Raw genomic sequence first — 25,515 nt, 5'->3', positions numbered from 1 at the left:
ATGATTCCTTATCGCCGCTCAGCGGGCAGTCTGGCGGCTTTATTAACGTCATACCACCAGGTGTCAAAGCCCAGCGAGTAGACAGGGCGCACGGCAGGTACGGAGAATTTATCCCAGCGAGCCAGGCGGTCTTCGCCCATATACCACATGGGCAGCATGTAGTAGTTCCAGGTTAAGACCCTGTCGAGGGCACGGCCGAGCGGCAGGAGTTTTTCTTTATCGCCCTGCGCCGCCACAATTTTCGCAATCAGCGCATCAATCGCCGGGCTTTTTACGCCTGGCGCATTGTATGAGGAGTCGATGTAGCTGGAAGCCCAGGAAATTTGCAGGTCCGAGCTCGGCCACGGCTGAGCCGGCCACAGACGCTGCATCATGTCGTAATCACGGTTGCGCATGCGGTTGGTGATCTGCGCGTTATCGACCTGGCGAATGTTCATGGTAATCCCCAGTCGCTCCAGGTTGTGCTTAAACGGCAGTACCCACTGATCGTTGCCCCCGGATGAGAGCAGCAGCTCAAAGCTGAGAGGCTTACCCGTTTTGGCATCCACGCGCTTTTGATTTTTAAGGTGCCAGCCCGCCTCATCCAGCAGCTTGCTGGCCTTAAGCAGGTTGTCGCGGTCGTAGCCGTCACCGTTTGAGGCCGGGGGCTGAAAGACCGTGGTAAACACCTCCGGCGGCACTTCCGCCTTCAGCGGGGCCAGCAGAACCAGTTCGTCGGCTTTCGGATAATCACGCGCGGCATATTCCGTATTCTGGAAATAGCTGTTCGCACGGCTGTAAGCCCCGTAAAACAGCGCTTTGTTCATCCATTCAAAATCAAATGCCAGGGAAATCGCTTCCCGAACGCGGCGGTCAGCGAATACCGGACGCTGAATATTAAACGCCAGCCAGCGCGTGTCCTGGGCGGATTCGTTTTTATGCTCGTCTTTGACGATATAGCCTTTCGCGAAATTCTTGCCGATATAACGGGTCGCCCAGTTTTTCGCGCTGCTCTCCACGCGTAAATCGAAGGCGCCCGCTTTGAACGCTTCAAATGCGACATTATCGTCAAGGTAGTAATCATAGCGAAGGATGTCGAAATTCCAGCGCCCACGGTTTACCGGCAGGTTTGCCGCCCAGTAATCTTTCACCCGGGAATAGACCACGTACTGCCCCATGCGCCAGTCGGTGATGCGGTAGGGGCCGCCGGCCAGCGGCGGCGTGGAGAGCGGGTCGCTGAGCTTATGCTTTTTCCAGAACGATTCAGGCATAACCGGCAGCGAAAACAGGCTGAGCATATTCTCTTTATTCGGCTCGCTCAGCTCGATGCGCACGGTCAGGGGGGCAATGGCGCGCACCGTTGCGCCTTTATACACAATGCGGAACTGGGGTACGCCTTCGGTCATAAATTTATGAAACGTAAAGGCCACGTCGCTGGCCTTAACCGGCGAGCCATCGTGAAAACGGGCCCGGGGGTTGAGCGAAATTTCGGCCCAGGCGAAGTTATCCGCATAGCGGACATTATCAGCAATCAGCGGATAGTAGCTGCCGGGTTCATCATCGGAGGTCACAAAAAGCGTATCGTAAAGGGATTCCGTTCGCGCCGCGGCGACGCCACGCAGGGCGAAGCGGTTAAAGTTGTCAAATGTTCCCGTGGCGGAGAGCGTGACCTTTCCGCCTTTGGGGGCGGCAGGATTGACGTAATCGAAGTGCGTAAAATTGACCGCGTACTTTGGCTCGCCAATCACGGCGAACGCGATGTTTTCTTTGATGGTTTGCGCCTGGCTCGACAGGCTTGCTAATACCAACAAAAGCAACATGAAGCGCATAAACATCTCGCGGCGGCTCCCTTTTTTACAGACCGGCTCAGTTAAGCTGAATAATAAGTGACGTCACAGGCAATGTGAAATTATTCGGCCTGAGACGACACCTTATTTTGCCAGGTGCGGAACTGTTCCAGCGGCATAGGACGGCTAATCCAGTACCCCTGCAGGAAGTGGACGCCATGCTCACGCAGCCAGGCAGCCTGTTCCGGCGTTTCCACCCCTTCCGCAACGGTTAACATATTCAGCTTTCTTGCCAGCGTCAGCACAGCATCCAGCACCGGAGAGGTGACGGTTTCGGTGCCAATTGCGTTGACAAACCCACGGTCGATTTTCAGGTAGTCCATGGTGAAATGTTCAAGGTAGATCAGCGCACTGTGGCCGGTACCGAAATCATCAATGGCGATTTCGAATCCTTCGTTATGTAGCCATTCGAAGAGGCTGCTGGCTTCCCGATGGTTAAGCATGTCGCGCTCGGTGATCTCCAGCACGATCTGGAAGTAATCTGGCGGCAGTAAGCTTTTGAAGGTGCGCATATCATCTTTGAAGCTTTCCGCATGCAGATGCCCCGGCGCGATATTGATCCCCAGTTTTGCGCCCGGCGGCAGCACGGTTTGTAACACCGGCGCATCGCGAATGATGAGGTCAAACAGATGCAGCGTCAGCGGGACAATCAGTTTTTGCGCTTCGGCAAAATTGATAAAGGCGTCCGGTGGGATCTCACCCATGGTCGGGTGTTTCCAGCGCATCAGCACTTCAACGCCCCGCATCTGAAGTGCATCCGTATCCACCACTGGCTGATAAACCACATAAAACTGACCGCGCTTGATGGCGCTCAGAATTTCTTTGCCCGGGTTGAGACGCAGGGTGAGGATGTAGAAGTTAAGCGACCCTGCCGCAATCCCGCATAACAGTCCGAAGAACAGGGCGAAGAGGATCTCGTCGCTCGTCCACTCCCTGGCGTACAGTTTGATGGTCAGAGGGACCTCTGTGAGCGTCGCGGTGCGCGCAGGCGTTTGATGTAAATCACGCGCCCTGACGAGGGTGCTTGAGGCGGTGGATAATGCATTGTCGCCGATGATAATCGCGATGCCGGCAAACTCTTCCTGGCGCGCGGTATAAAGCAGGTACGGCGTCAGGTTGAGATTCACCGAGGTGAATACGCCGCCGTCCTTCACTAACGGATTACGATACCAGATGGCAATGGCGGGTCTGTTGGGCAGCATGGGCGTGCCGGGCAGCAGTGCGATATCAATCTGCTTGTTGATGTGCAGTTCGGGTATCAGCTCCTCCATCGGCGTATTCATCGGCCCTGTGGCTGACGAGCAGAACGCCATTTTGTTTCTGACCAGCAGAAAGGCGCGCACGTTGATGCTGAAGGCCGCGCGCGAGGTAAGCTCCGCGTTAACGTCCTGGCAATTATTCAGCGTGAGCGGCTGGAGTACGTCGATCGAGGTTTTCAGCTCCTCGAAATAGTTCTCCATGTAGATGCTCACATCCTTAATTAGCGTATCGAATCGGATTTCCCGCTTATGGTAGCTCCAGAAAAATTGCAATGAGCCCAGTAGGATAGCCGCGATCAGGCCGGTAATAATGCTGAAGAACAGTATCTTGCGATGACTGGCGAAGTAGCGGGTGAGCATAAACGTCGTGATTCCTGAATTGCCGCTGATTATATTCAGTGTAACGGGCAAAAAAAAGCACCGCCTAAGCAGTGCTTTTTTTTATTATATCGCCAGCCAAGGGATAACCAGCGATACAATCATGATATTAACTGCGTGTCAGTACGCGGCGCGCTTCGTTGTAGCGCTTCTTCCAGTACGGTTCGTTCATGCTGGAGATGGTGACGCCGCTGCTGGTGGAGGCATGTACAAACTGGTCATTACCAATGTAGATGCCAACGTGTCGACCTGTTGAACCAGCACGGAACAGAACTAAGTCACCGGTGCGCAGCTTGGTGCGGGAAATTGACTTGCCCATCTCCTGCTGTTCGTAGGTCGAACGCGGAAGATCTAATCCAAATTGCTCACGGAACGTACGTTGTACAAAACTGGAACAGTCAATACCTTTTTTAGTATTGCCGCCAAGACGATAACGCACGCCTTTCCAGTCAGCATACTGGTCCATAATACGGGACTTCACGTCCAGATTACGTACCATATTTTCAAATTCATCCTGAGAAGCTTGCAGTGAAGAGGAATCTTCCGTTCCCACAACACGCGTCTCAGGATGCATATTCTTTGCGGTGTTCGATGTACTACATGCAGATAACAGTACCGCGACTGCTATCGCCGGGATCCCCCGTAAGATATATCTCAGAAACGGTTGAGATTTGACCATTTTGTTTATTTTCCCTTGAAGTCCTTAACGACAAATATCGTTATAAAAATGCCAAACGTGACGAGACTAATTATCTGTACACAATGAGACAATTGTTTCTGATGACATTTGTGGCACAGCGCACAAAATTATTAACCATCGAAATAATTATCCCTATGGGGCAAAACGAGTTCGAGATTAACCGATTGCCTGGGGTATTGCGAGTAAAAAAACCGTTTTTTTTATAAGAAATTGTGATACAGAAAGTAAAAATGGGCAATTGCTCAAAATAGCGTCAGATCCGCAGCGTTATCGCGCAATTGCTTCATTTTTATCATGAATACGATGACGAGAATATGACAGCGTGAAAGGATCGGGGGACGTGATCTATCAGGGATCGCAATGATCCCTGACGGTTAACGTTAAAAAACGGTAGTTATTTGTTTAATACTTGTTGCTTTCTGCGCGGGAGATAGCGATCAAAAACGGCAATCAGGCGATCGCTCAAGGGGGTCATCAGCACCCACGGCAGACCAATCAGCACTGCTGAAAGAGAACCCACGACAATATCCGTCAGCCAGTGAGCGCCAATCATCACGCGCGGGAAGGCAAATATCACCACAATAAGCAGGGCAATAGTGAATGCCTTCTTGCCGAAATAGCGCAGCATGAAACCCGAAAAAATAAGCAGCATCATGCCGTGATCGCCCGGAAAACTGTCTTTCGACGCATCTTTCGTTGGAATATGCAGCAATTCGCTGACGCGGTAAATATTCGGGAAAGAGAGCGACGGGCTGGCGCGTTTTACCGGCATCAGATGTTGCGCCAGCTGATTAATAACCACCGCAGCCAGAAGCATCACCAGACCGATGATCAGGATACGGCGACGCCCTGTGCCATCCTCTTTGAGCCAGAAAGAGAGCATCAGACCACCCATCGCCAGCAAGGAAATGCCGTCGAAGGCGCGGTTGTTGGTGATTGCCACCAGCCACAGGAACGCATCGCTCTTCACCAGCGCCTGGTTGAAGAAATGAAACAGGCCTGAATCCAGCGGGAACCAGAAACCGTGATTCGCCGGGATATACCAGGAGAAAAAGAGCGCCAGACCGGCGACATTAAGCAGTAATATCAGGGGAAATCGAGTTGTCATAACGTTCAGCATAGAGTGAAAACTGGGGCAACGTTAGCCGCCTGAACTTAAACGAAGCTTCAACAGGCTGGACTGCAGGGCATTCCAGTCGGCGTTAACCGCACTAATTAACTCTATTCGGCTATCCGGCGGCGCGACGTTTTGCGTTTCGATAAAGAAATCCTCGCCCTGACGGTTGATCCGCACCAGCCCGTCTGGCGTGCGCATAATGCCTTTTACGCGATCAACCGGCGCAAGTCTGGCCCACTCAAGGATGCCTATGGTGTCGAAAACCGTATCGGCATCGAAAATCCATCCGCAGGCCTGATATCCCTGGCCGCTGTTCAGATTACGTCGCCAGCGCTGGTGCTCTGGCAGGCTAAGCGCCGCCAGTCCCTGTTTAACGGGATGGTGATGAGCATGCTCTGCGCTGGCCGGGAGTTCCGCCAGATTCTGGCGAGGCAGGTCGAGCAGGGCGCTATCGATTTTTCCCTGGGTGGTCTGCACGCGGGTACGATTGCCGCCGAAATGTTGCCACCACGCCTCCAGCGCGGCCTGGCTTTCCGCCGTGGCGCGATCTTCTTTATTAGCGACAATAACGTCCGCCGAGGCGAGCTGATCGCGGAAGTTCTCATTGGCCACCGCTTTTTCATCAAGCAGCAGACGCGGGTCGAGCAGGCACAGGGTGGCGCGCAGATCGATCCACGGCTCGTAGACCGGTGCGGTCAGCAAATCGAGGATCTGCTTCGGATGGCCCAGACCGGTAGGCTCAATCAGCAGGCGGTCCGGTTTACCCTGACGCAGCAGCGTATTGAGCCCGACCTGCATCGGCAGGCCATTGACGCAGCACATGCACCCGCCGGGGATCTCTTTAATCATTGCGCCACTCTCTGACAGCAGCGCACCATCAATGCCCACTTCGCCAAATTCATTGACCAGTACGGCCCATTTTTCTGCCGGATCTTTATTCGCCAGCAGATGGAGAATTGAGGTGGTTTTACCGCTGCCGAGAAAACCGGTGATGAGGTTCGTTTTGGTCACATGCACTCCAGTCGAGAATTGTGATGCTATAACACTATTCTCTTATCCTGGCGAAAAACGTACCCAATGAGAAGGGGAAGGGCGAACGGAGGCGACGTCCGTTCGCGTTAAGCGCAATAATCGTTAAATATTTAACGTTTCTATAACAGCCTGACGGGCGCCGCGGCGGGTGATGCGCGCGTATGCCTCGCTTACCGCCTCAACAAATACGCTATTCTGGGGGAGATCGTGGCCAAAGACTTCGCTCAGCCCCAGCAGCGCGTTAACGCGGTCAGCGTCGCGGCTGGCCCCGACAATCGCGCGAATTTTATCGCTGAGGGGATCGCGAACATCAATCGCGTTGCCGCGTTCGTCGGTACCGCTGACGTACCGTATCCAGCCGGCAACGCCCAGTGCCAGAAGAGGCCAGTCGGTATTTCGCTCAAGGTGGATGCGGATGCCATCCAGCATCCGTTGCGGCAGTTTCTGGCTACCGTCCATCGCAATCTGCCAGGTCCGGTGTTGCAGCGCCGGGTTGGCGAAGCGCGCAATCAGGCTGTCGGCATAGGCGGTCAGGTCCACATCTTTTATACGCAGCGTAGGCGCCTGCTCCTCCAGCATTAACCGCCGGGCGGCTTCACGGAAGGCGGCATCCTCCATACATTCATTAATATGCGCGTACCCGGCGAGGTATCCCAGATACGCCAGGAAAGAGTGGCTGCCGTTGAGCATGCGTAATTTCATCTGTTCCCACGGCAGAACGTCCTGCACCATCTGGACACCTGCCACTTCCCACTCCGGACGCCCGGCAACAAAATTATCTTCCACCACCCACTGAATAAACGGCTCGCAGCTGATGGCACACGGATCGTCGACGCCGAGCGCATCGGCGATTTCTGCAAGCGAGGCCTCCGTCGCCGCGGGAACAATTCTGTCGACCATCGTGCCCGGAAAACTCACGTGGCCTTCGATCCACTCCGCCAGGGCCGGGGAACGTTTCTGCGCCATGCCAAGCACGGCATTTTTCACCACGTGGCCATTGTCAGGAATATTGTCACAGGAAAGCACGGTAAACGCTGGCAAACCTCGCTCGCGGCGGCGATGTAGCGCCTCGACCAGGATCCCAGGCGCAGAATGCGGTTCGGCGGGGTTGTCCAGGTCGTGCTGGATCCGCGCGTTTTGTCGATCCAGCTTACCGGTCGCGGGATCGATGCAGTAGCCTTTCTCAGTGATGGTGAGCGATACAATCGCCACCTGGGGCTCACAAAATTTCTCAATAATGGCGGACAGCGAGTCAAGCTTTGCATTCAGGCATTCATGAACGGCGCCGACAATGATTGGCTGATTTCCTTCAGCACCTTTCTCCAGCACGGTAAACAGATGATCCTGCCCGCGCAGCTGGCCCATCAGCACATCGCCGCTAAAGAGGCTAATCTCACAAATCCCCCAGTCGCCGCCTTTTTCATTCAGCACCCGGTTTGTTAACAGCGCCTGGTGCGCGCGGTGAAATGCGCCAAAGCCAAAATGGACGATCCGGGAGCGTAATTGCTTGCGATCGTAGCGAGGTTGCTGAACATGGGCAGGAAGCGAGGTGGAGGCAATTGTCTTCATGAAATACACACCTGATTAACCATTAATTAACAATGCCAGTGTAAAGTTATATGACAGCAAATAAAATTGGTGAGCCGTAAATATCCCCGTTCTGTGAGTTAGATCAATCAACGTGTGGCGGTATGTTGACCCTGTACGCTAAACATGTATGGTAGTCGTCATTGCAGTAACACATATTGGTATAATAACTTTAGAGGGTGAGGCAATGGAACAAACCTGGCGTTGGTACGGGCCGAACGATCCGGTTTCTCTTGATGATGTGCGTCAGGCTGGCGCAACGGGTGTCGTGACGGCGCTGCATCACATTCCTAACGGCCAGGTCTGGCCGGTTGAGGAAATTCAACAGCGCCAGGCGCTGCTGGCGGAGAAGGGATTAACCTGGTCTGTCGTGGAGAGCATTCCGGTCCACGAAGATATCAAAACCCATTCCGGGGATTACCAGACCTGGATTGCGAACTACCAGCAGAGCATTCGCAACCTGGCGGCCTGCGGCATTGATACGGTTTGCTATAACTTCATGCCTATTCTGGACTGGACGCGGACCGATCTGGAATACCCGATGCCGGACGGCTCAAAAGCGCTGCGTTTCGACCAGATTGCCTTTGCTGCATTTGAGCTGCACATCCTGAAACGCCCTGGCGCCGACGCGGATTACACCGCTGAAGAGCAGCAGCAGGCGCTTCAATGGTTTAATGACGCGAGTGCAGCGGATATTGAAAAGCTGACCCGCAACATCATTGCGGGCCTGCCGGGCGCAGAAGAGGGATACACGCTGGACCAGTTCCGCGCGCGTCTGGCGGAATACGGCGATATTGATAAGAACCAGCTGCGTGAAAACATGGCTTATTTCCTGCGCGCTATCGTACCGGTTGCGGAAGAAGTCGGCGTGCGTCTGGCCGTGCATCCGGACGATCCACCGCGTCCTATCCTCGGTCTGCCGCGCATCGTTTCCACTATCGAAGATATGCAGTGGCTGAAAGAGACGGTCAACAGCATCTATAACGGCTTTACCATGTGTACGGGTTCCTACGGTGTTCGCGCGGATAACGACCTGGTGCAGATGATTGAAGCCTTTGGCGATCGCATTCACTTCACGCATTTGCGCGCAACCTGCCGGGAGGATAATCCTAAGACCTTCCACGAGGCCGCGCACCTGGGCGGAGACGTCAATATGGTCGCGGTGGTCGATGCCATCCTGGCAGAAGAGGCGCGTCGTAAGCAGGCTGGCGATGTCCGTCCTATTCCGTTCCGCCCGGACCACGGGCACCAGATGCTGGACGATCTGCGCAAGAAAACCAACCCTGGCTATTCGGCGATAGGCCGACTGAAAGGGATGGCGGAAGTGCGCGGCGTTGAGCTGGCGCTGAAGATGACGAAATACCCGGAGCTTCTTTAAGCTCTGTTGCCCGGTGGCGCTACGCTTACCGGGCCTACAAAAAAACCGGCCTGAGAGCCGGTTTTTGTGTTTTTGTAGGTCGGGTAAGGCGAAGCCGCCACCCGACAAACGCCGCTATCAGTCAGCGCGACCCATATAGCGTTTTTCTTCGATATGGATGCGGATTTTCTCGCCTGCGGAGAGGTATTCCGGCACCTGCACAACCAGACCGGTGGTCAGAGTGGCAGGTTTGTTGCGGGCACTTGCGGATGCGCCCTTGATGCCAGGTGCCGTCTCAACGATTTCCAGATCGACGGTCTGAGGCAGTTCCAGCGCCAGCAGCACGCCATCCCAGGTCAGAACCTGCATGTCAGGCATACCGCCTTCAGGGATGAACAGCAGCTCTTCTTCAATCTGATCTTTGGTGAAGATATACGGGGTGTAATCTTCTTTATCCATGAACACGTACTCGTTGCCGTCGACGTAAGAGAAATCAACATAGCGACGGGTCAGGGTCACGGTATCGACAATATCGTCACCTTTAAAGCGCTCTTCCACTTTCAGGCCGGTACGCACATCGGCAAAACGCATTTTGTACAGCGTGGCAGCACCACGGGCGCTGGGAGCCTGAATGTCGATGTCTTTCACAATCAGCAGTTTGCCGTTGTAATTCAGTACCATACCTTTCTTAATTTCGTTCGCTCTTGGCATTGCAATAATCCTGTTTACGGGAGGTAAAAAATATCGCGCCAAATTACTCGTGCGCGGCCTTTCAGGCAAGCGGAATTCGTGGCTTTTGCTATCAACGCACAAAAGGTGTTACTGTGCGCCCGATGCCCGACTGCACGGGCTTCGTCACTGAGAGAGCATGTATGGATTGTCGTCCAGATTGCGGCGCGTGCTGTACCGCTCCGTCCATTTCAAGCCCGATACCCGGAATGCCGGAGGGCAAGCCCGCCAATACCCGCTGTGTTCAGCTCTCTGAATCCAACCTGTGTATGATCTTTGGTTCGCCCCTGCGCCCGAAGGTCTGCTCCGGGCTACAGCCTGGGGTCGAGATGTGTGGCAGTTCGCGTGCGCAGGCGATGCTCTATCTGCTTGAGCTGGAAGCGCTCACCGCGCCTTAAACGTCTTTGATTCTCGCCAGACAGCCAATGGTCAGCGTACACATCACCAGCGCAATCCAGAACACCGTGTGGTAGTTCCAGATCTCAGCAACGACCCCGGCCATGGAGCCTGCAATAATCCAGCCCACGCGCGTGGTATTAGTATAAAGGGTGGTCGCTGAGCCTGCCTGGCCCGGCATCAGATCCTGGAAGTAGAGCATGCCAATCCCCGCCAGAATCCCGATATAGATGGCGTTCAGCAGCTGTAAAGCCAGCAGCAGCCCCGGCGTATGGACCGTCAGCATACCGACGTAGAACAGCAGCCCGGCGACGGCCGCGATGCGCATCAAAAAACGTTTTCCGAAACGCTTCGCGTAATAGCCCGCTATCAGCATGGTCGGGATCTCCAGACCGGCAGCGGTGCCCATCATTATGCCGGCCAGTTTCTCCGGCAGATGCAGTTCATCAATAATAAACAGCGGCATGTTAATGATATACAGGCTGTTGGTGCCCCACATCAGCGTGCAGATAATAAACAGCAGCAGGGCATCGCGACGATTACGGCGCGGGGCCTCCAGAACGCCTGTCGCCACTTTGGGCTCTTTGCGCATTGACGGCAGGAAGCACCACACCATCGCACCGCACGCCACAAACGCGACCGCCGCGCTCAGGTACATCACCGTAAAGCCAAACCCCATCGCCAGCGCGTAAGCCAGCGGCGGGCCAATCACCCACGCCAGCGACACCTGAGCACGTAGGACCGAGCTGAACATCACCGCTTCACGCCCGGTATGGTCGGCATGCTCGCGGGCGAGGGCAAACAGCTGCGGGTTGGCGGTTGAGCCAAAGCTGCTCAGAAAAACCCCCACGAACAATAAAATGAAGTAGCTACGGTTCCAGGCAAACAAAACGCAGGCCAGGACGCCCATCAGGCAGCAGAAAACGATCAGGCTTTTACGATCGCCTTTTCGGTCGGAACGGCCCGCCAGGAACTGGCTTACCAGGATGCCGATAATGGCGCTCCCGGTAAAAAAGAAGCCAACCATCGCGGGACGGGCGTGAACCTCGTTGGTCAGGAATAAGCTCAGCGTTGGGGTTTGCAACGCGCCAGCAATGCCCGTGAAGAAGGCAACAATCAGGAACGCCGTTGACGTCAAATCGAAGGGCTTCGGCGAGGTGGCCGCAGGGGTGTTATGCATGTTTTATAATTAGCGAGTAACAGAGAGGGGCGGAGTTTACGCCGTTAGCTAAAAAATAAACAGTGGACGAGGTCAATGATGCCACGAAAAATCAAAATGGCATTTCAACTTCTCACCCTGCTGGCTGAACTTAGCTGAAACTGATTTGCTGAACTTCAGCAAAATTCAGCTGAATGCGGAAGAAATGTGCTGCATCTCTAAATTCTGAGATCGGAAATACGACTTTTCTTGCAAGACATTGCAGAAAGCGCAAGACTTTTTGAAACGTTTCAGCGCTATCTTGTTTTAGCAAACGGAGCAGGCTAGCGTATTTTTTCTCATGTAAGCTGAAACGATTCACTTTCAGCAGGAGAGGAGAACCATGTTCCAGTTATCTGTTCAGGATATTCACCCGGGCGCTCAGGCCGGGGATAAAGAAGAGGCTATTCGTCAGGTCGCCGCTGCCCTTGTGCAGGCAGGCAACGTCGTGGATGGCTACGTAAACGGTATGCTGGCGCGCGAGCAGCAGACCTCCACCTTCCTCGGTAATGGGATTGCCATTCCGCACGGTACAACAGACACCCGCGACCAGGTGCTGAAAACCGGCGTGAAGGTTTATCAGTTCCCGCAGGGCGTGCTCTGGGGCGAAGGTCAGGTAGCGTATGTGGCTATCGGCATTGCGGCGAGCAGCGACGAACATTTAGGCCTGCTGCGTCAGCTAACGCATGTCCTGAGTGATGACGCCGTGGCGGAACAGCTGAAGTCTGCGACAACCGCTGAAGAGCTGCGTGCCTTGCTGATGGGTGAAAAACAGAGTGAAGCGCTGAAACTGGATAATGACACGCTGACGCTGGATGTAGTGGCTTCGGATCTGGTCACGCTGCAGGCGCTGAACGCGGGTCGTCTTAAAGAAGCCGGGGCGGCTGATGCCACCTTTGTGACGCGCGTGATTAACGACAAACCGTTGAATCTTGGCCAGGGTATCTGGCTGAACGACAGTGCTGAAGGCAACCTGCGCAGTGCTATCGCGGTGAGCCGTGCAGCCACAGCGTTTGACGTTGAGGGTGAGCCTGCCGCCATGCTGGTCACCGTGGCGATGAACGATGAGCAGCCAGTGTCGGTGCTGAAGCGTCTGGGCGATCTGCTGCTGAATAATAAAGCTGAAAAATTGCTGAACGCGGATGCTGCCACCGTGCTGGCTCTGCTGACCAGTGATGATGCGCTGACGGATGACCTGCTGACCGCTGAGTTCGTGGTACGTAACGAACACGGCCTGCACGCCCGTCCAGGCACCATGCTGGTGAATACCATTAAACAATTCGAAAGTGAGATCACCGTGGCTAACCTTGATGGCACGGGCAAACCGGCCAACGGCCGTAGTCTGATGAAAGTGGTCGCGCTGGGCGTGAAGAAAGGTCACCGTCTGCGTTTCACCGCGCAGGGTGCTGATGCTGAACAGGCGCTGAAAGCGATTGGCGACGCCATCGCGGCAGGTCTGGGGGAGGGCGCATAATGAGCAGACGTGTTGCGACTATTACGCTGAACCCGGCATATGACCTGGTGGGGTTTTGCCCGGAGATTGAGCGCGGCGAAGTAAACCTCGTGCGTACCACTGGCCTGCATGCTGCGGGCAAAGGGATTAACGTCGCGAAAGTGCTCAAGGATCTCGGTATCGATGTCACCGTGGGTGGATTCCTCGGTAAAGATAACCAGGACGGTTTCCAGCAGCTGTTCAGCGAGCTGGGCATTGCTAACCGCTTCCAGGTCGTTCAGGGCCGTACCCGTATCAACGTCAAGCTGACGGAGAAAGACGGTGAAGTGACCGACCTGAACTTCTCTGGCTTCGAAGTCACCCCGTCAGACTGGGAGCGCTTTGTTAACGACTCCCTCACCTGGCTCGGTCAGTTCGACATGGTGTGCGTCAGCGGCAGCCTGCCGTCCGGCGTGAGCCCGGAAGCGTTTACCGACTGGATGACGCGCCTGCGTAGCCAGTGCCCATGCATTATTTTCGACAGCAGCCGTGACGCACTGGTTGCGGGTCTGAAAGCGTCTCCATGGCTGGTGAAGCCGAATCGCCGCGAACTGGAGATTTGGGCTGGCCGTAAGCTGCCAGAATTAAAAGATGTGATTGATGCAGCCCATGCCCTGCGTGAGCAGGGTATCGCGCACGTCGTGATCTCGCTGGGTGCAGAAGGCGCGTTGTGGGTTAACGCTTCTGGCGAATGGATTGCCAAACCGCCGTCAATGGAAGTTGTGAGTACCGTTGGCGCTGGGGATTCGATGGTTGGCGGCCTGATTTACGGCCTGCTGATGCGTGAATCCAGTGAACATACGTTACGTCTTGCCACCGCCGTTGCAGCCCTGGCCGTGAGCCAGAGCAATGTCGGTATTACCGATCGTACCCAGTTAGCCGCGATGATGGCGCGCGTTGACTTAAAACCTTTTAACTAACAGCAGGAGAGGAATAATGAAAACGCTGCTGATCATTGACTCCGGTCTCGGACAGGCTCGCGCCTATATGGCGAAGACCCTGCTGGGCGCGGCGGCACAAAAAGCACACCTGGACATCATTGATAACCCGGGTGATGCTGAACTGGCGATTGTTCTGGGTGATAAAATCCCTGCGGACAGTGCGCTGAACGGCAAAAAAGTGTGGCTGGGCGATATTAATCGCGCGGTGGCACATCCAGAACTGTTCCTGAGTGAAGCGAAAGGCCACGCGTCGGTTTACAGCGCACCTGTCGCGACAGCACCGACCGCGACTGCGGCCACCGGGCCGAAACGCATTGTGGCGGTAACGGCGTGTCCAACCGGGGTAGCGCATACCTTTATGGCGGCTGAAGCCATTGAAACCGAAGCGAAAAAACGCGGCTGGTGGGTAAAAGTCGAAACCCGTGGCTCCGTGGGTGCCGGTAACGCCATCACCCCGGAAGAAGTGGCGGAAGCCGATCTGGTGATTGTGGCGGCCGATATCGAAGTCGATCTGGCGAAGTTTGCCGGTAAGCCGATGTACCGCACCTCAACCGGCCTGGCGCTGAAAAAGACCGCTCAGGAATTTGATAAAGCGCTGGCGGAAGCCAAACCTTACCAGGCTACCGGTGCGGCTAAAACCGCCACCGAAGGGAAGAAAGAGTCTGCGGGGGCCTACCGTCACCTGCTGACGGGTGTGTCTTACATGCTGCCGATGGTGGTGGCGGGTGGTCTGTGTATCGCGCTGTCGTTTGCGTTTGGTATTACAGCATTTAAAGAAGAAGGTACGCTTGCGGCTGCGCTGATGCAGATCGGCGGGGGGTCAGCATTCGCGCTGATGGTGCCGGTTCTGGCAGGCTTTATCGCTTTCTCCATCGCTGACCGTCCTGGCCTGACGCCGGGTCTTATCGGCGGTATGCTGGCCGTCAGCACCGGTTCCGGCTTTATCGGCGGTATCATTGCCGGTTTCCTGGCCGGTTACGTCGCGAAGCTGATCAGCTCGAAGCTGAAGCTGCCGCAGAGTATGGAAGCGCTGAAACCGATTCTCATCATCCCGCTGATTTCCAGCCTGGTGGTGGGTCTGGCGATGATTTACCTCATCGGTAAACCGGTAGCGGGCATCCTGACGGGTCTGACCCACTGGCTGCAAACCATGGGTACGGCGAACGCGGTTCTGCTGGGCGCAATCCTCGGCGGTATGATGTGTACCGATATGGGCGGTCCGGTGAACAAAGCGGCATACGCGTTTGGCGTTGGCCTGCTGAGTACCCAGACCTACGCGCCGATGGCGGCGATCATGGCGGCCGGTATGGTGCCACCTCTGGCGCTCGGCCTGGCGACCATTATCGCCCGTCGTAAGTTCGACAAAGCGCAGCAGGAAGGTGGTAAAGCGGCGCTGGTGCTGGGTCTGTGCTTCATCACCGAAGGTGCAATCCCGTTCGCGGCGCGTGATCCAATGCGTGTGCTGCCATGCTGTATCGTGGGCGGTGCGGTGACGGGGGCCATCTCCATGGCGATTGGCGCGAAGCTGATGGCACCACATGGTGGTCTGTTCGTCCTGCTGATCCCAGGCGCAATCACCCCGGTACTGGGTTACCTGCTGGCAATCATTGCCGGTACGCTGGTGGCGGGTCTCTCTTACGCGGTGCTGAAACGTCCGGAAGCGGAAGGGGTTGCAAAAGCAGCGTAAGCGATAAGCAACAAAAAAGCCGGGTGCTAAGCAACCCGGCTTTTTTTATGCCGCCTGTTCAGCGGTCTGCTGTGCCTTGAGCCACGCGATCTCTTCCGCCCAGATATCCGGATTGATGGTTTCCAGCACCATGGGGATACCGTCGAAACGGGCATCCTGCATAATAAAGCGAAATGCATCGTGACCGATATTGCCTTCGCCCAGGCTGTGGTGGCGGTCAACCCGGCTACCAAAGGCGCTCTTCGCATCGTTGAGGTGCATACCGCGCAGGTACTTGAAGCCAACGATGCGCTCAAACTCATCGAACGTGTTTTTCGTTGCCTCGGTTGTACGCAGATCGTAACCGGCCGCAAACGCGTGACAGGTATCAATGCACACGCCCACGCGGGATTTATCTTCCACGCCGTCGATGATCGCCGCCAGATGTTCGAACTTAAAACCGAGATTGCTGCCCTGACCGGCAGTGTTTTCGATCACCGCGGTCACGCCGTTGGTTCTCTCCAGGGTGATGTTGATGGACTCAGCAATACGCGCCAGACAGGCGTCTTCGTCGATCTGCATCAGATGGCTACCCGGATGGAAGTTCAGCAGCGTCAACCCCAACTGTTCACAGCGCTGCACTTCATCAAGGAACGCCTCGCGGGATTTATCCAGCGCTTCCTGAACCGGATGACCGAGGTTAATCAGATAGCTGTCGTGGGGAAGGATCTGGCCCGGCCCGTAGTGGTATTTTTCACAGGCGGCTTTGAAATCATCAATCACGTCGGTGGTGAGCGGTGCGGCGCGCCACTGGCGCTGATTTTTGGTGAACAGGGCGAAAGCGGTTGCCTCGATTTCGGCGGCGCGAATGGCGGCGTTTGCAAGGCCACCTGCAGCGCTGACGTGCGCTCCAACATATTTCATAAAAAGACTCCTGTTAACCCGAAACGCTTATCATAACGGGTTAACAGGAGAACGACGAGAGGGTTTATGCCATCAGGCTGTGTACGGCGAGGTTAATCGCGCCGCCGCCCACAATCAGCCAGATAAAGAGCACCAGCGCCATCAGCAGCGGTTTTGCACCGGCTTTTTTCAGGGCGCTGACGTGCGTGGTCACACCCAGAGCCGCCATCGCCATGGCCAGCAGCACCGTATCCAGCGTCACCAGCATATCCACGACCGCTTTTGGCAGCAGGTGGAACGAGTTAAAGATAGCGACCACGATGAACAGGATCGCAAACCACGGGATGGTGATTTTGCTTTTCTCGCTGCCACCTGCCGGAGCCAGCTGCTTAACCCGCGCGGCCAGGAAAATCAGGAACGGGGCCAGCATCATGACGCGCAGCATTTTGGCGATGACCGCGGCATTTTCCGCTTCCGGATTGATGGCGTGACCTGCTGCGACCACCTGTGCCACCTCGTGCATCGTCGAACCGATATAGATGCCGTAGGTTTCCGGGCTAAACCAGTGCGCCACCAGCGGATACATAGCCGGATAAAGGAAGATTGCCAGCGTACCGAAGATAACCACCGTCGCGACGGCCACCGTCACTTTACTGGCTTCAGCTTTAACGACCGGTTCCGTTGCCAGTACCGCTGCCGCACCGCAAATGCTGCTGCCTGCGCCAATTAACCAACTGGTCTGCTTGTCCAGGCCAAACACCTTCTGGCCGATAAAGCACGCCAGCATAAAGGTGCTCGAAAGGGTCAGGACATCAATGGCAATCCCGCTCACGCCGACATCCGCAATCTGCGAAAAGGTCAGGCGGAAACCGTAAAGAATAATGCCCAGACGTAATAAATGTTGTTTGGCGAAAATGACGCCCCCGTCGCAGGATTTCCAGATGTGCGGGTAGACGGTATTCCCGACCACCATGCCGAGCAAAATAGCCAGCGTTAAGGCACTAAACCCGGCGCCGGCCACTGCCGGTATACTGCCGCCCCATAAGGCCACACCGGTGACGACGGCGCTGAGCGCGAGACCCGGCACGAAGTGCCACACTGTACGATGATGTTGTAAGGTGAGTTCTGACATAACCTTCTCCTTTGTCTGGCTAAAGGTTACGGCGATCTGGCTTAAAAATAAAATTGATTATATACTTATAATCAATCTATATAAGTGGTAAGTGACCATGCACATTACATTGCGTCAGCTGGAAGTGTTTGCCGAAGTGCTGAAGAGCGGCTCTACGACTCAGGCGTCACAAATGCTGGCGCTCTCTCAGTCTGCCGTTAGCGCGGCGTTGACCGATCTTGAAGGACAGTTAGGCGTTCAGCTTTTCGACAGGGTAGGGAAGCGTCTGGTGGTCAATGAGCATGGCCGCCTGCTTTACCCGCGCGCGCTGGCTCTGCTGGAGCAGGCTATCGAAATTGAACAGCTGTTCCGCGAAGACAACGGCGCGATCCGCGTTTTTGCCAGCAGTACCATCGGTAACTACATCCTGCCGGAAGTGATTGCCCGCTATCGCCGGGATTTTCCCTCGTTGCCGCTGGAGATGAGCGTGGGTAACAGCCAGGACGTCATCAACGCGGTGATCGATTTTCGCGTGGATATCGGTCTCATTGAAGGTCCGTGCCACAACGTCGATATCATCGCAGAGCCCTGGCTGGAAGACGAGCTGGTGGTGTTTGCCTCCCCGGCCTCTTCTTTATTACAGGGCGAGGTGACGCTGGAGCGCCTGGCGCAGGCTCAGTGGATCCTGCGCGAGCAGGGTTCCGGCACGCGTGAAATTGTCGATTACCTGCTGCTGTCTCATTTGCCGCATTTCCAGCTGGGAATGGAGCTGGGGAACTCGGAGGCGATTAAGCATGCGGTGCGTCATGGACTGGGTATCAGCTGCCTTTCCCGACGCGTGATTGCCGAACAGCTTGAGACGGGATCGCTGGTGGAAATTCCTGTTCCATTGCCGAAACTGGTGCGCACGCTGTGGTGCATCCATCATCGTCAGAAACACCTTTCCAGTTCGCTGCAGCGTTTTCTGCGCTATTGCGAGATGTGAAATTGCCCCTCATCCTGGCCCTCTCCCCAAAAGGGGGAGGGAAAAATGATGCTTTACTTATAATCCTGGCCGCGTCATGAAGCTCTCTTATAACTGAGTATTTCTGCCGGAAGGAACGCCGATCGTCTGCTACAATCGCGCCTCATTTATTGAATGGACAGCATTTTCACATGGTTTCAGAAACTAAAACCACAGAAGCGCCCACGCTACGTCGTGAACTCAAGGCGCGTCACCTGACGATGATCGCCATTGGCGGCTCCATCGGTACAGGTCTTTTCGTTGCCTCTGGCGCAACGATTTCGGCAGCTGGCCCGGGTGGGGCATTATTCTCTTATATCCTGATTGGCCTGATGGTCTACTTCCTTATGACCAGCCTGGGTGAACTGGCGGCATACATGCCGGTATCCGGTTCGTTTTCGACCTACGGACAAAAATATGTGGAAGAAGGCTTCGGCTTCGCGCTGGGCTGGAACTACTGGTACAACTGGGCTGTTACCATTGCCGTTGACCTCGTCGCCGCACAGCTGGTGATGACCTGGTGGTTCCCGGACACGCCGGGCTGGATCTGGAGCGCGTTGTTCCTGGTCGTCATTTTCCTGCTGAACTACATCTCCGTACGCGGGTTTGGTGAAGCGGAATACTGGTTCTCTTTGATCAAAGTGGCAACCGTCATCATCTTTATCGTCGTCGGTGTGGCGATGATCGTTGGTATTTTCAAAGGGGCAGAGCCTGCGGGCTGGAGCAACTGGACAATAGGCGATGCGCCGTTTGCCGGTGGGTTCTCGGCCATGATTGGCGTGGCGATGATTGTCGGCTTCTCTTTCCAGGGCACTGAGCTGATTGGTATTGCGGCCGGTGAATCTGAAAACCCGGAGAAGAACATTCCTCGCGCGGTGCGTCAGGTCTTCTGGCGTATCCTGCTGTTCTACGTGTTCGCGATCCTGATTATCAGCCTGATCATTCCGTATACCGATCCAAGCCTGCTGCGTAACGATGTGAAAGACATCAGCGTCAGCCCGTTCACTCTGGTCTTCCAGCACGCGGGACTGCTCTCTGCGGCGGCGGTAATGAATGCGGTGATCCTGACGGCAGTGCTGTCTGCGGGTAACTCCGGTATGTACGCGTCCACCCGTATGCTTTACACCCTGGCCTGCGACGGTAAAGCGCCGCGCATCTTCGCTAAACTGTCTCGCGGTGGTGTGCCACGTAACGCTCTGTACGCCACCACGGTGATTGCCGGTCTGTGCTTCCTGACCTCCATGTTCGGCAACCAGACGGTTTACCTGTGGCTGCTTAACACCTCCGGGATGACGGGCTTTATCGCCTGGCTGGGCATTGCCATCAGCCACTATCGCTTCCGTCGCGGTTACGTAATGCAAGGTCATGATCTGAACGACCTGCCGTATCGCTCAGGGTTCTTCCCGCTGGGGCCAATTTTCGCCTTCATTCTGTGTCTGATTATTACGCTGGGCCAGAACTATGAAGCGTTCCTCGCGGATACTATCGACTGGGGCGCCGTCACGGCAACCTACATTGGTATTCCGCTGTTCCTGATCATCTGGTTTGGTTACAAACTGACGAAAGGAACACACTTCGTTCGCTACAGTGAAATGGAATTCCCGGAACGATTTAAACAATAACCGCAATTCCTCTCTTTCAGCCCGCTCATTCGAGCGGGCTTTTTTATGGGGCGGTTAGAAGCTGTAAGTCATGCCCACGGTATAACGACGTCCATCAAGCACGGTGTCATACGTATCGTAATCAATTTGCTTATCGAGCACGTTATACACACCGGCAGTCACAAGCAGGTTTTTGTTCGCGTTGTAGCGCAGACCCACATCCACCTGGGTATAGGACGGTGTACCCTGGGACATCGATGTACGGCTCAGATACTCAGACGTTTTACCGCGTAGGTTCAGACGACTCCAGAAGCCGACGTCTGGTGTCGCCTGCCAGTCCAGGGTGGTATTGAACATATGTTTTGGCATTTTGTTCAACGGCTTACCGGAGAACTGGCCGCTCTTCTGCTCGGATTCCGTATAAGTGTAGTTGGCAGTCCAGTTCACATCGCGCGTGATTTTCCAGCCGAAGGTAGACTCCACGCCGCGCATGTTGGCTTTGTCCACGTTGACGCGGTCGCTCACGAAATCATAGCTATGATCGCCAATCGTACAGGCGGGATCGGAACTGCTGTTACAGCGGCGAACTTCAGTAATTTTGTCTTTGAAGTCGGTATTGAACAGCGTCACACCGGCATTAAGATTGTCGTTATTATCCCAGAGCAGGGCGATCTCTTCACTCAGACTCTTCTCTGGTTTCAGGTCCGGGTTGCCAACGATGATACCGTCAAGACGGCCACCACCCGTTACCTGCCCCCAGCTGGCAGACGACTGACGCAGGTCCGGTGCACGGTAGCCCGCAGAAACCCCGCCTTTCAATGTCCACTGATCGGCGAGGTGCCATACACCGTAACCACGTGGCGTCCAGTTAGTACCATAGTTTTGGTCTTTGTCCATGCGCAGGCCGCCGGTTAACGTAAAGCTTTCCGTCATTGCCCATTCATCTTCGGCAAACAGTGCCCAACTCCAGCGTGTCAGTTTGTTCAGGCCATCGGCAGCCTCCAGCTGATTGCCGTTGTCGCGCAGTTTCTCATAGCGATATTGCCCGCCGAGAGTCAGGGTATGATCGGCGAGGAAGATCTGGTTCTGGTTGTTGAAGGTGGTGTTGTACGAGCGCATTTCACGATCCGGATTATTCGTCTCTTCCTGTTGGATATAGCTGGTGGTATTGAAGTCGTCGTAATAACCGCTGTGGGTTAATGAGTAGGTGGTATGTTCATAGCGGGTTTCGCTTTTGGTATTTGGCGTACAGGTCGTTCCACGGCAGGTTTCCGTCGCTTTCGACATCCCCGGCGTGCTGTTTCTGTCCTGAAGTTCACGGGCAAAGTCGAGGTCGAAATCATTTTGCTCGTCCGGCGTGAAATTCAACGTAATACCGCCGTTACGCATTTTCTGCTCGTTATACCCGTTCACAATCTTATCTTCTGCGCGGCGTGACAAAAGCCCCGTCACTTTTGCGCCAAGCAGCCCGTCAATCAGGGGACCTGAAGCGTAGGCGTTGGTCTGAAAGATATCACCGGAATCATTGTTTTCCTGGAAGGTTGCATCGCCATGCAACGAACCTGTCCAGGCCTTGGTGTTCGACACTTTTTTGGTAATGACGTTGATGACTCCACCCATAGCATCAGAGCCGTAAAGTGAGGACATCGGGCCACGGATAACCTCGATACGCTCAATGGACTCCAGCGGCGGCAGCCAGCCTTGTTCAATGCCCGAGTTGTCGCTGTTTGGGCGGGTACTGCGCGTACTCACGCGTTTGCCGTTCACCAGGAACAGCGTGTACTGCGACGCCATGCCGCGAATACTGATATCACTGCTGCTCCCGCCGCCAGTAACGACGACGCCCGGGACGTCTTTCAGGGCATCGGTGACATCACGGTAGGCTTTATCTTCAATCTGCTGTTTTGAAATCACCGAGATGGAGGCGGGGGCATTCTGGATTTTTTGTTCAAAACCCGTCGCAGTGACGACAACGGTGTCCTGATCGGCTGCGTGAACGAAGGAGGAAAGTGTGGCGGCGCCAATGGCGGCGGCCAGCAATTTAACGCGTGGTATTGTCATTTGTACATTCCATATAAAAAGAAAAAAACTCCATCGGGATAACCCTGAGAACTGTATGTATTTGTCTTGTAAGAACTCTTTGTGATGGAGAAGAGTCTGGAATTGTACAAAAGAATGTATAATTGTAAACACAAATGATAATTGAAATCATTTGTGTTTAATGTGTTGGCAAGAAAATAGCCTGGTTTCAAGCGGATAGGATTATGTCAATAAGGGGAAAAGCCCGACAGGCGAGAGGCTATCGGGCAAATAGCGAAAATTACGCGAACAAATGCGCCGCGTGGAAGCGGAGATGATCCTCAATAAAGGAGGCCATAAAGTAATAGCTGTGGTCATATCCTGGCTGAATGCGCAGCGTGAGCGGCCAGTCCTTCTGACGTGCCGCTTCAGCTAAAACGGCGGGCTGGAGTTGCCCGGCGAGGAACTGATCCGCATCGCCCTGATCGATAAGCATCGGGATCGCATTCGCTGAGTCGCTCGCCAGCATCAGCGTACAGCTGTCCCATTCCTGCCATTTCGTTTCATCTTTGCCCAGATAGTGGGTGAAGGCTTTTTGTCCCCACGGTACCTGCGTTGGGTTAACAATCGGCGCGAACGCAGAGACGCTGGTATATTTCCCGGGGTTTTTCAGCGCCATGATTAGCGCCCCGTGTCCGCCCATGGAATGTCCGCTGATGGCGCAGCGATCGTTTACCGCGAATTCGGCCTGAATCAGCGCAGGCAGCTCGTCACGGATGTAGTCATACATACGATAATGACTCGCCCACGGCTGCTCGGTCGCATTCAGGTAAAACCCGGCGCCTTTACCCAGGTCGTATCCTGCATCATCCGCCACATCGTCCCCACGGGGGCTGGTATCGGGCATCACCAGCGCGATACCCAGCTCGGCCGCAATACGCTGCGCACCGGCTTTGGTTGTGAAGTTTTCGTCGTTGCAGGTCAGGCCAGAAAGCCAGAACAGAACAGGCGGATTCTCTGCCGGAGGCAGGAAAATACTGAACGTCATGGCGCAGTTCAGCGTGGTGGAGTCGTGCCGCCAGCGCTGCTGTCGACCTTCAAAACAACGGTGCTCTTCGAGCAGTTCCATGCAAGGCTCCTTAATGAGAATAGCTATTCATTAGCATCATAATACAGCGTTTTCATTTACCTGTGAGCAACTTTCACTTTCGCGGAACGGCAAGATGCTGCATCATAAATTTACTTTTCTTTAACAATTGGAGCGGTCATGGCGCTGCGTATTGCGCTTAGTGGGTTTGTCGTGCTGGTGGTGGCGATGGGGATAGGGCGCTTTGCCTTTACGCCTCAGGTACCGCTGATGATTGCCGCCGGGCAACTCACGCTCACCAGCGCAGGCCTGGTGGCGGCGATGAATTATCTTGGCTATCTGGTGGGAGCATGGGATGCCATGCGCGCGCGCCGCTTTGTTGAAACGCGGCTCTGGCTCGGCATTACGGGTGCGGTTGCATTGACGCTGCTCTCCGCGGCGGCGGATAACGCCGTCATACACGGCCTGCTGCGCTTTGCGATCGGCTGCATGAGTGGCTGGTCAATGGTGCTGATTGCCGCCTGGACCAACGAGCGGCTGGGGCAACTAGGTAAACCGGGGCTCAGTGCTGCGGTGTTTGCCGGCCCCGGCGCGGGTATCGCCCTGAGCGGCCTGCTCGCGGTCTATATTCAGGCGAAATCCCTTTCGGCCGGTGCGGCGTGGCAGATCTACGGCGTGCTGGCGCTCGTGTTGATTGCGCTGGTGGCACGCTATCTGCCGCGTGCGGGTCAGCTTCATCGCCCGGGGACTGCGCCTGAGTCGCTGCGGCTGACCGCGGATTTAAAGCGCCTGGTCTGGAGCTACAGCCTGGCGGGATTTGGCTATATCCTTCCGGCGACCTTTTTATCGCAAATGGCCGCCGTGCGCTTTCCCGGCAGCCTGTTTGCCCAGTTTGTCTGGCCGATTTTTGGTCTCGCCGCTGTGGTGGGGATTGCGCTCAGCATTGCCTTGCGACATATCTCCACGGCTAACCGCAGGCTGGCTATCGTGCTGTGGCTTCAGAGCGCGGGTGTCCTGGCGGCCTGGCTGCTGCCGGGCATCGGCGGTTTGCTGACGGGCGGGCTGCTGGTAGGTGGCGGGTTCCTTTGCGCCGTGCAACTCTCTCTTTTATACGGCCGAGAGCTGGCACCGAACCACACGCGTTATATGGCGGGACTGCTCACCACCGGGTATGCCATCGGGCAGTTGATTGGCCCGGTGACGTCGGCATTATCGACCTGGCTAACCCACCGGCTGGAGCCTGCGCTGGGGCTGGCGGGCGTCGCGTTGTTCATCGGCGGCGCCCTGGTCTGGAATCGTCACGCTGAAAGGCAACAGCAATTGCAATAATTATCGTCGTGAATACTGGATTATGTGCGTCGCCTCACGCACAATGAGCGCATACTTTTGCCACAACGAGGGCGAAAGACGCCACACCTGCAGGAGAAGAAAATGTCATCACTCAGTAAAGAAGCTGCCCTGGTCCATGAAGCCCTGCTTGCGCGCGGTCTCGAAACGCCATTGCGTCCGCCCGTTGAGGATATGGACAATGAAACCCGTAAAAGTCTGATTTCCGGGCATATGACCGAGATCATGCAACTGCTGAATCTCGATCTGAGCGATGACAGTCTGATGGAGACGCCTAAGCGCATCGCGAAAATGTACGTCGACGAAATTTTCTCTGGCCTGGATTACGCCAACTTCCCGAAAATTACCGTTATTGAAAATAAGATGAAGGTGGACGAGATGGTCACGGTACGTGATATAACGCTGACCAGCACCTGCGAACATCACTTCGTCACTATCGACGGTAAAGCGACCGTGGCTTACATTCCGAAAGATACGGTGATTGGTCTGTCGAAGATCAACCGTATTGTGCAGTTCTTCGCGCAGCGTCCGCAGGTTCAGGAGCGTCTTACGCAGCAGATCCTGATTGCCCTGCAAACGCTGCTGGGCACCAATAACGTGGCGGTCTCCATCGATGCCGTTCACTACTGCGTGAAAGCCCGCGGCGTACGTGATGCGACCAGTGCAACCACCACCACTTCGCTGGGCGGTCTGTTTAAATCGAGCCAGAACACCCGCCAGGAGTTCCTGCGCGCCGTGCGTCACCACAACTAATCTCACAGGGCAG

At 55.3% G+C, this 25,515-nt stretch carries 21 protein-coding genes; 9 read left to right on the top strand and 12 right to left on the bottom strand.

From position 1 onward, the window contains the following. Positions 1 to 8: 8 nt before the first annotated feature. From G0034_RS15770 to G0034_RS15745, 6 genes are all read right to left on the bottom strand, one after another. A complete protein-coding gene (locus tag G0034_RS15770) occupies positions 9 to 1,814 on the bottom strand; it encodes an extracellular solute-binding protein (protein ID WP_045281824.1) in 1,806 nt (601 codons plus the stop codon). Positions 1,815 to 1,888: 74 nt separating this feature from the next. Further along, positions 1,889 to 3,445: a cyclic di-3',5'-guanosine monophosphate phosphodiesterase PdeN gene (pdeN, locus tag G0034_RS15765; RefSeq protein ID WP_014884585.1), complete on the bottom strand. Its 1,557-nt coding sequence runs from the start codon at positions 3,443 to 3,445 to the stop codon at positions 1,889 to 1,891. A 127-nt stretch (positions 3,446 to 3,572) separates the two neighbouring features. Continuing rightward, positions 3,573 to 4,142 (bottom strand): bifunctional murein DD-endopeptidase/murein LD-carboxypeptidase, encoded by a 570-nt coding sequence (gene mepS / locus G0034_RS15760; protein ID WP_014884584.1) that lies wholly within the window; start codon positions 4,140 to 4,142, stop codon positions 3,573 to 3,575. Between the two features lie 415 nt (positions 4,143 to 4,557). Next, positions 4,558 to 5,271 carry a phosphatase PAP2 family protein gene (locus G0034_RS15755; RefSeq protein ID WP_014884583.1) on the bottom strand — a complete coding sequence of 238 codons (714 nt, stop codon included), beginning with the start codon at positions 5,269 to 5,271 and terminating at the stop codon, positions 4,558 to 4,560. A gap of 33 nt (positions 5,272 to 5,304) precedes the next feature. Beyond that, positions 5,305 to 6,291, bottom strand: a complete 987-nt coding sequence (locus G0034_RS15750; protein ID WP_014884582.1) for a CobW family GTP-binding protein — start codon at positions 6,289 to 6,291, stop codon at positions 5,305 to 5,307. Positions 6,292 to 6,414: 123 nt separating this feature from the next. After that, complete coding sequence (locus G0034_RS15745) at positions 6,415 to 7,881, bottom strand: mannitol dehydrogenase family protein (RefSeq protein WP_048997185.1); 1,467 nt, start codon at positions 7,879 to 7,881, stop codon at positions 6,415 to 6,417. Positions 7,882 to 8,086: 205 nt separating this feature from the next. Between G0034_RS15745 and uxuA the strand changes: the two genes are divergently transcribed. Further along, positions 8,087 to 9,277 (top strand): mannonate dehydratase, encoded by a 1,191-nt coding sequence (uxuA, locus tag G0034_RS15740; protein WP_014884580.1) that lies wholly within the window; start codon positions 8,087 to 8,089, stop codon positions 9,275 to 9,277. 117 nt (positions 9,278 to 9,394) lie between these two features. Here uxuA and yeiP read toward each other — a convergent pair whose 3' ends face one another. Next, positions 9,395 to 9,967, bottom strand: coding sequence for an elongation factor P-like protein YeiP (gene yeiP, locus G0034_RS15735; protein WP_014884579.1), 573 nt, complete (start codon positions 9,965 to 9,967; stop codon positions 9,395 to 9,397). Positions 9,968 to 10,128: 161 nt separating this feature from the next. On the opposite strand from yeiP, the gene G0034_RS15730 reads away from it, so the two are divergent. Then, positions 10,129 to 10,383, top strand: a complete 255-nt coding sequence (locus tag G0034_RS15730) for a YkgJ family cysteine cluster protein (protein ID WP_023330932.1) — start codon at positions 10,129 to 10,131, stop codon at positions 10,381 to 10,383. On the opposite strand, the gene setB is transcribed toward G0034_RS15730, so the two are convergent. Next, positions 10,380 to 11,561 carry a sugar efflux transporter SetB gene (gene setB, locus G0034_RS15725; protein ID WP_047027536.1) on the bottom strand — a complete coding sequence of 394 codons (1,182 nt, stop codon included), beginning with the start codon at positions 11,559 to 11,561 and terminating at the stop codon, positions 10,380 to 10,382. The genes G0034_RS15730 and setB overlap by 4 nt on opposite strands. 361 nt (positions 11,562 to 11,922) lie before the next feature. Between setB and fruB the strand changes: the two genes are divergently transcribed. Genes fruB through fruA form a run of 3 tightly spaced genes read left to right on the top strand, consistent with a single transcriptional unit; the run spans position 11,923 to position 15,699 of the window. After that, positions 11,923 to 13,053, top strand: coding sequence for a fused PTS fructose transporter subunit IIA/HPr protein (gene fruB / locus G0034_RS15720; protein ID WP_179121078.1), 1,131 nt, complete (start codon positions 11,923 to 11,925; stop codon positions 13,051 to 13,053). Further along, positions 13,053 to 13,991 (top strand): 1-phosphofructokinase, encoded by a 939-nt coding sequence (gene fruK, locus G0034_RS15715; protein ID WP_008500936.1) that lies wholly within the window; start codon positions 13,053 to 13,055, stop codon positions 13,989 to 13,991. Before fruB ends, fruK begins: the two co-directional genes overlap by 1 nt. Before the next feature lie 16 nt (positions 13,992 to 14,007). Further along, positions 14,008 to 15,699: a PTS fructose transporter subunit IIBC gene (gene fruA, locus G0034_RS15710; RefSeq protein ID WP_088127077.1), complete on the top strand. Its 1,692-nt coding sequence runs from the start codon at positions 14,008 to 14,010 to the stop codon at positions 15,697 to 15,699. Positions 15,700 to 15,744: 45 nt separating this feature from the next. Here the strand turns inward: fruA and nfo are convergent, their stop codons facing one another. Together nfo and G0034_RS15700 are read right to left on the bottom strand one after the other, a co-directional pair. Continuing rightward, positions 15,745 to 16,602, bottom strand: a complete 858-nt coding sequence (nfo, locus tag G0034_RS15705) for a deoxyribonuclease IV (RefSeq protein ID WP_088127076.1) — start codon at positions 16,600 to 16,602, stop codon at positions 15,745 to 15,747. Between the two features lie 64 nt (positions 16,603 to 16,666). Next, the gene (locus G0034_RS15700) at positions 16,667 to 17,713 is read right to left on the bottom strand and encodes a YeiH family protein (protein WP_014884573.1); all 1,047 of its coding nucleotides are present in this window, start codon (positions 17,711 to 17,713) and stop codon (positions 16,667 to 16,669) included. 97 nt (positions 17,714 to 17,810) lie between these two features. On the opposite strand from G0034_RS15700, the gene yieE reads away from it, so the two are divergent. Together yieE and lysP are read left to right on the top strand one after the other, a co-directional pair. Next, positions 17,811 to 18,677, top strand: a complete 867-nt coding sequence (yieE, locus tag G0034_RS15695) for a DNA-binding transcriptional regulator YeiE (RefSeq protein ID WP_014884572.1) — start codon at positions 17,811 to 17,813, stop codon at positions 18,675 to 18,677. A gap of 170 nt (positions 18,678 to 18,847) precedes the next feature. Beyond that, positions 18,848 to 20,317 (top strand): lysine-specific permease, encoded by a 1,470-nt coding sequence (gene lysP / locus G0034_RS15690; RefSeq protein WP_014884571.1) that lies wholly within the window; start codon positions 18,848 to 18,850, stop codon positions 20,315 to 20,317. Between the two features lie 54 nt (positions 20,318 to 20,371). Here lysP and G0034_RS15685 read toward each other — a convergent pair whose 3' ends face one another. Further along, positions 20,372 to 22,357, bottom strand: coding sequence for a ligand-gated channel protein (locus G0034_RS15685; protein ID WP_045268787.1), 1,986 nt, complete (start codon positions 22,355 to 22,357; stop codon positions 20,372 to 20,374). Positions 22,358 to 22,616: 259 nt separating this feature from the next. Then, positions 22,617 to 23,444 carry an S-formylglutathione hydrolase gene (gene fghA, locus G0034_RS15680; protein WP_045268786.1) on the bottom strand — a complete coding sequence of 276 codons (828 nt, stop codon included), beginning with the start codon at positions 23,442 to 23,444 and terminating at the stop codon, positions 22,617 to 22,619. Between the two features lie 138 nt (positions 23,445 to 23,582). Between fghA and G0034_RS15675 the strand changes: the two genes are divergently transcribed. Both G0034_RS15675 and folE read left to right on the top strand, forming a co-directional pair. Then, positions 23,583 to 24,731 carry a YbfB/YjiJ family MFS transporter gene (locus G0034_RS15675; RefSeq protein ID WP_117581200.1) on the top strand — a complete coding sequence of 383 codons (1,149 nt, stop codon included), beginning with the start codon at positions 23,583 to 23,585 and terminating at the stop codon, positions 24,729 to 24,731. Between the two features lie 102 nt (positions 24,732 to 24,833). Beyond that, complete coding sequence (gene folE, locus G0034_RS15670) at positions 24,834 to 25,502, top strand: GTP cyclohydrolase I FolE (protein ID WP_014884567.1); 669 nt, start codon at positions 24,834 to 24,836, stop codon at positions 25,500 to 25,502. Positions 25,503 to 25,515: the final 13 nt, after the last annotated feature.

The sequence above is a fragment of the Enterobacter sp. T2 genome (assembly GCF_010692925.1).
GTDB classification, from domain to species: Bacteria; Pseudomonadota; Gammaproteobacteria; order Enterobacterales; family Enterobacteriaceae; genus Enterobacter; species Enterobacter kobei.
The sequence above is the reverse complement of the archived record's forward strand: the minus strand, read 5'-3'. Positions and strand labels throughout refer to the sequence as shown.

Excerpts from the sequence above, each read along its gene's own strand:
- uxuA (WP_014884580.1), top strand. The coding sequence starts at position 8,087 with ATGGAACAAACCTGGCGTTGGTACGGGCCGAACGATCCGGTTTCTCTT.
- fruK (WP_008500936.1), top strand. The coding sequence starts at position 13,053 with ATGAGCAGACGTGTTGCGACTATTACGCTGAACCCGGCATATGACCTG.
- nfo (WP_088127076.1), bottom strand. The coding sequence starts at position 16,602 with ATGAAATATGTTGGAGCGCACGTCAGCGCTGCAGGTGGCCTTGCAAAC.
- G0034_RS15745 (WP_048997185.1), bottom strand. The coding sequence starts at position 7,881 with ATGAAGACAATTGCCTCCACCTCGCTTCCTGCCCATGTTCAGCAACCT.
- G0034_RS15730 (WP_023330932.1), top strand. The coding sequence starts at position 10,129 with ATGGATTGTCGTCCAGATTGCGGCGCGTGCTGTACCGCTCCGTCCATT.
- pdeN (WP_014884585.1), bottom strand. The coding sequence starts at position 3,445 with ATGCTCACCCGCTACTTCGCCAGTCATCGCAAGATACTGTTCTTCAGC.
- G0034_RS15685 (WP_045268787.1), bottom strand. The coding sequence starts at position 22,357 with ATGACAATACCACGCGTTAAATTGCTGGCCGCCGCCATTGGCGCCGCC.
- G0034_RS15700 (WP_014884573.1), bottom strand. The coding sequence starts at position 17,713 with ATGTCAGAACTCACCTTACAACATCATCGTACAGTGTGGCACTTCGTG.
- fghA (WP_045268786.1), bottom strand. The coding sequence starts at position 23,444 with ATGGAACTGCTCGAAGAGCACCGTTGTTTTGAAGGTCGACAGCAGCGC.
- G0034_RS15675 (WP_117581200.1), top strand. The coding sequence starts at position 23,583 with ATGGCGCTGCGTATTGCGCTTAGTGGGTTTGTCGTGCTGGTGGTGGCG.
- G0034_RS15770 (WP_045281824.1), bottom strand. The coding sequence starts at position 1,814 with ATGTTTATGCGCTTCATGTTGCTTTTGTTGGTATTAGCAAGCCTGTCG.
- fruA (WP_088127077.1), top strand. The coding sequence starts at position 14,008 with ATGAAAACGCTGCTGATCATTGACTCCGGTCTCGGACAGGCTCGCGCC.
- yeiP (WP_014884579.1), bottom strand. The coding sequence starts at position 9,967 with ATGCCAAGAGCGAACGAAATTAAGAAAGGTATGGTACTGAATTACAAC.
- G0034_RS15755 (WP_014884583.1), bottom strand. The coding sequence starts at position 5,271 with ATGACAACTCGATTTCCCCTGATATTACTGCTTAATGTCGCCGGTCTG.
- mepS (WP_014884584.1), bottom strand. The coding sequence starts at position 4,142 with ATGGTCAAATCTCAACCGTTTCTGAGATATATCTTACGGGGGATCCCG.
- yieE (WP_014884572.1), top strand. The coding sequence starts at position 17,811 with ATGCACATTACATTGCGTCAGCTGGAAGTGTTTGCCGAAGTGCTGAAG.
- fruB (WP_179121078.1), top strand. The coding sequence starts at position 11,923 with ATGTTCCAGTTATCTGTTCAGGATATTCACCCGGGCGCTCAGGCCGGG.
- lysP (WP_014884571.1), top strand. The coding sequence starts at position 18,848 with ATGGTTTCAGAAACTAAAACCACAGAAGCGCCCACGCTACGTCGTGAA.
- setB (WP_047027536.1), bottom strand. The coding sequence starts at position 11,561 with ATGCATAACACCCCTGCGGCCACCTCGCCGAAGCCCTTCGATTTGACG.
- folE (WP_014884567.1), top strand. The coding sequence starts at position 24,834 with ATGTCATCACTCAGTAAAGAAGCTGCCCTGGTCCATGAAGCCCTGCTT.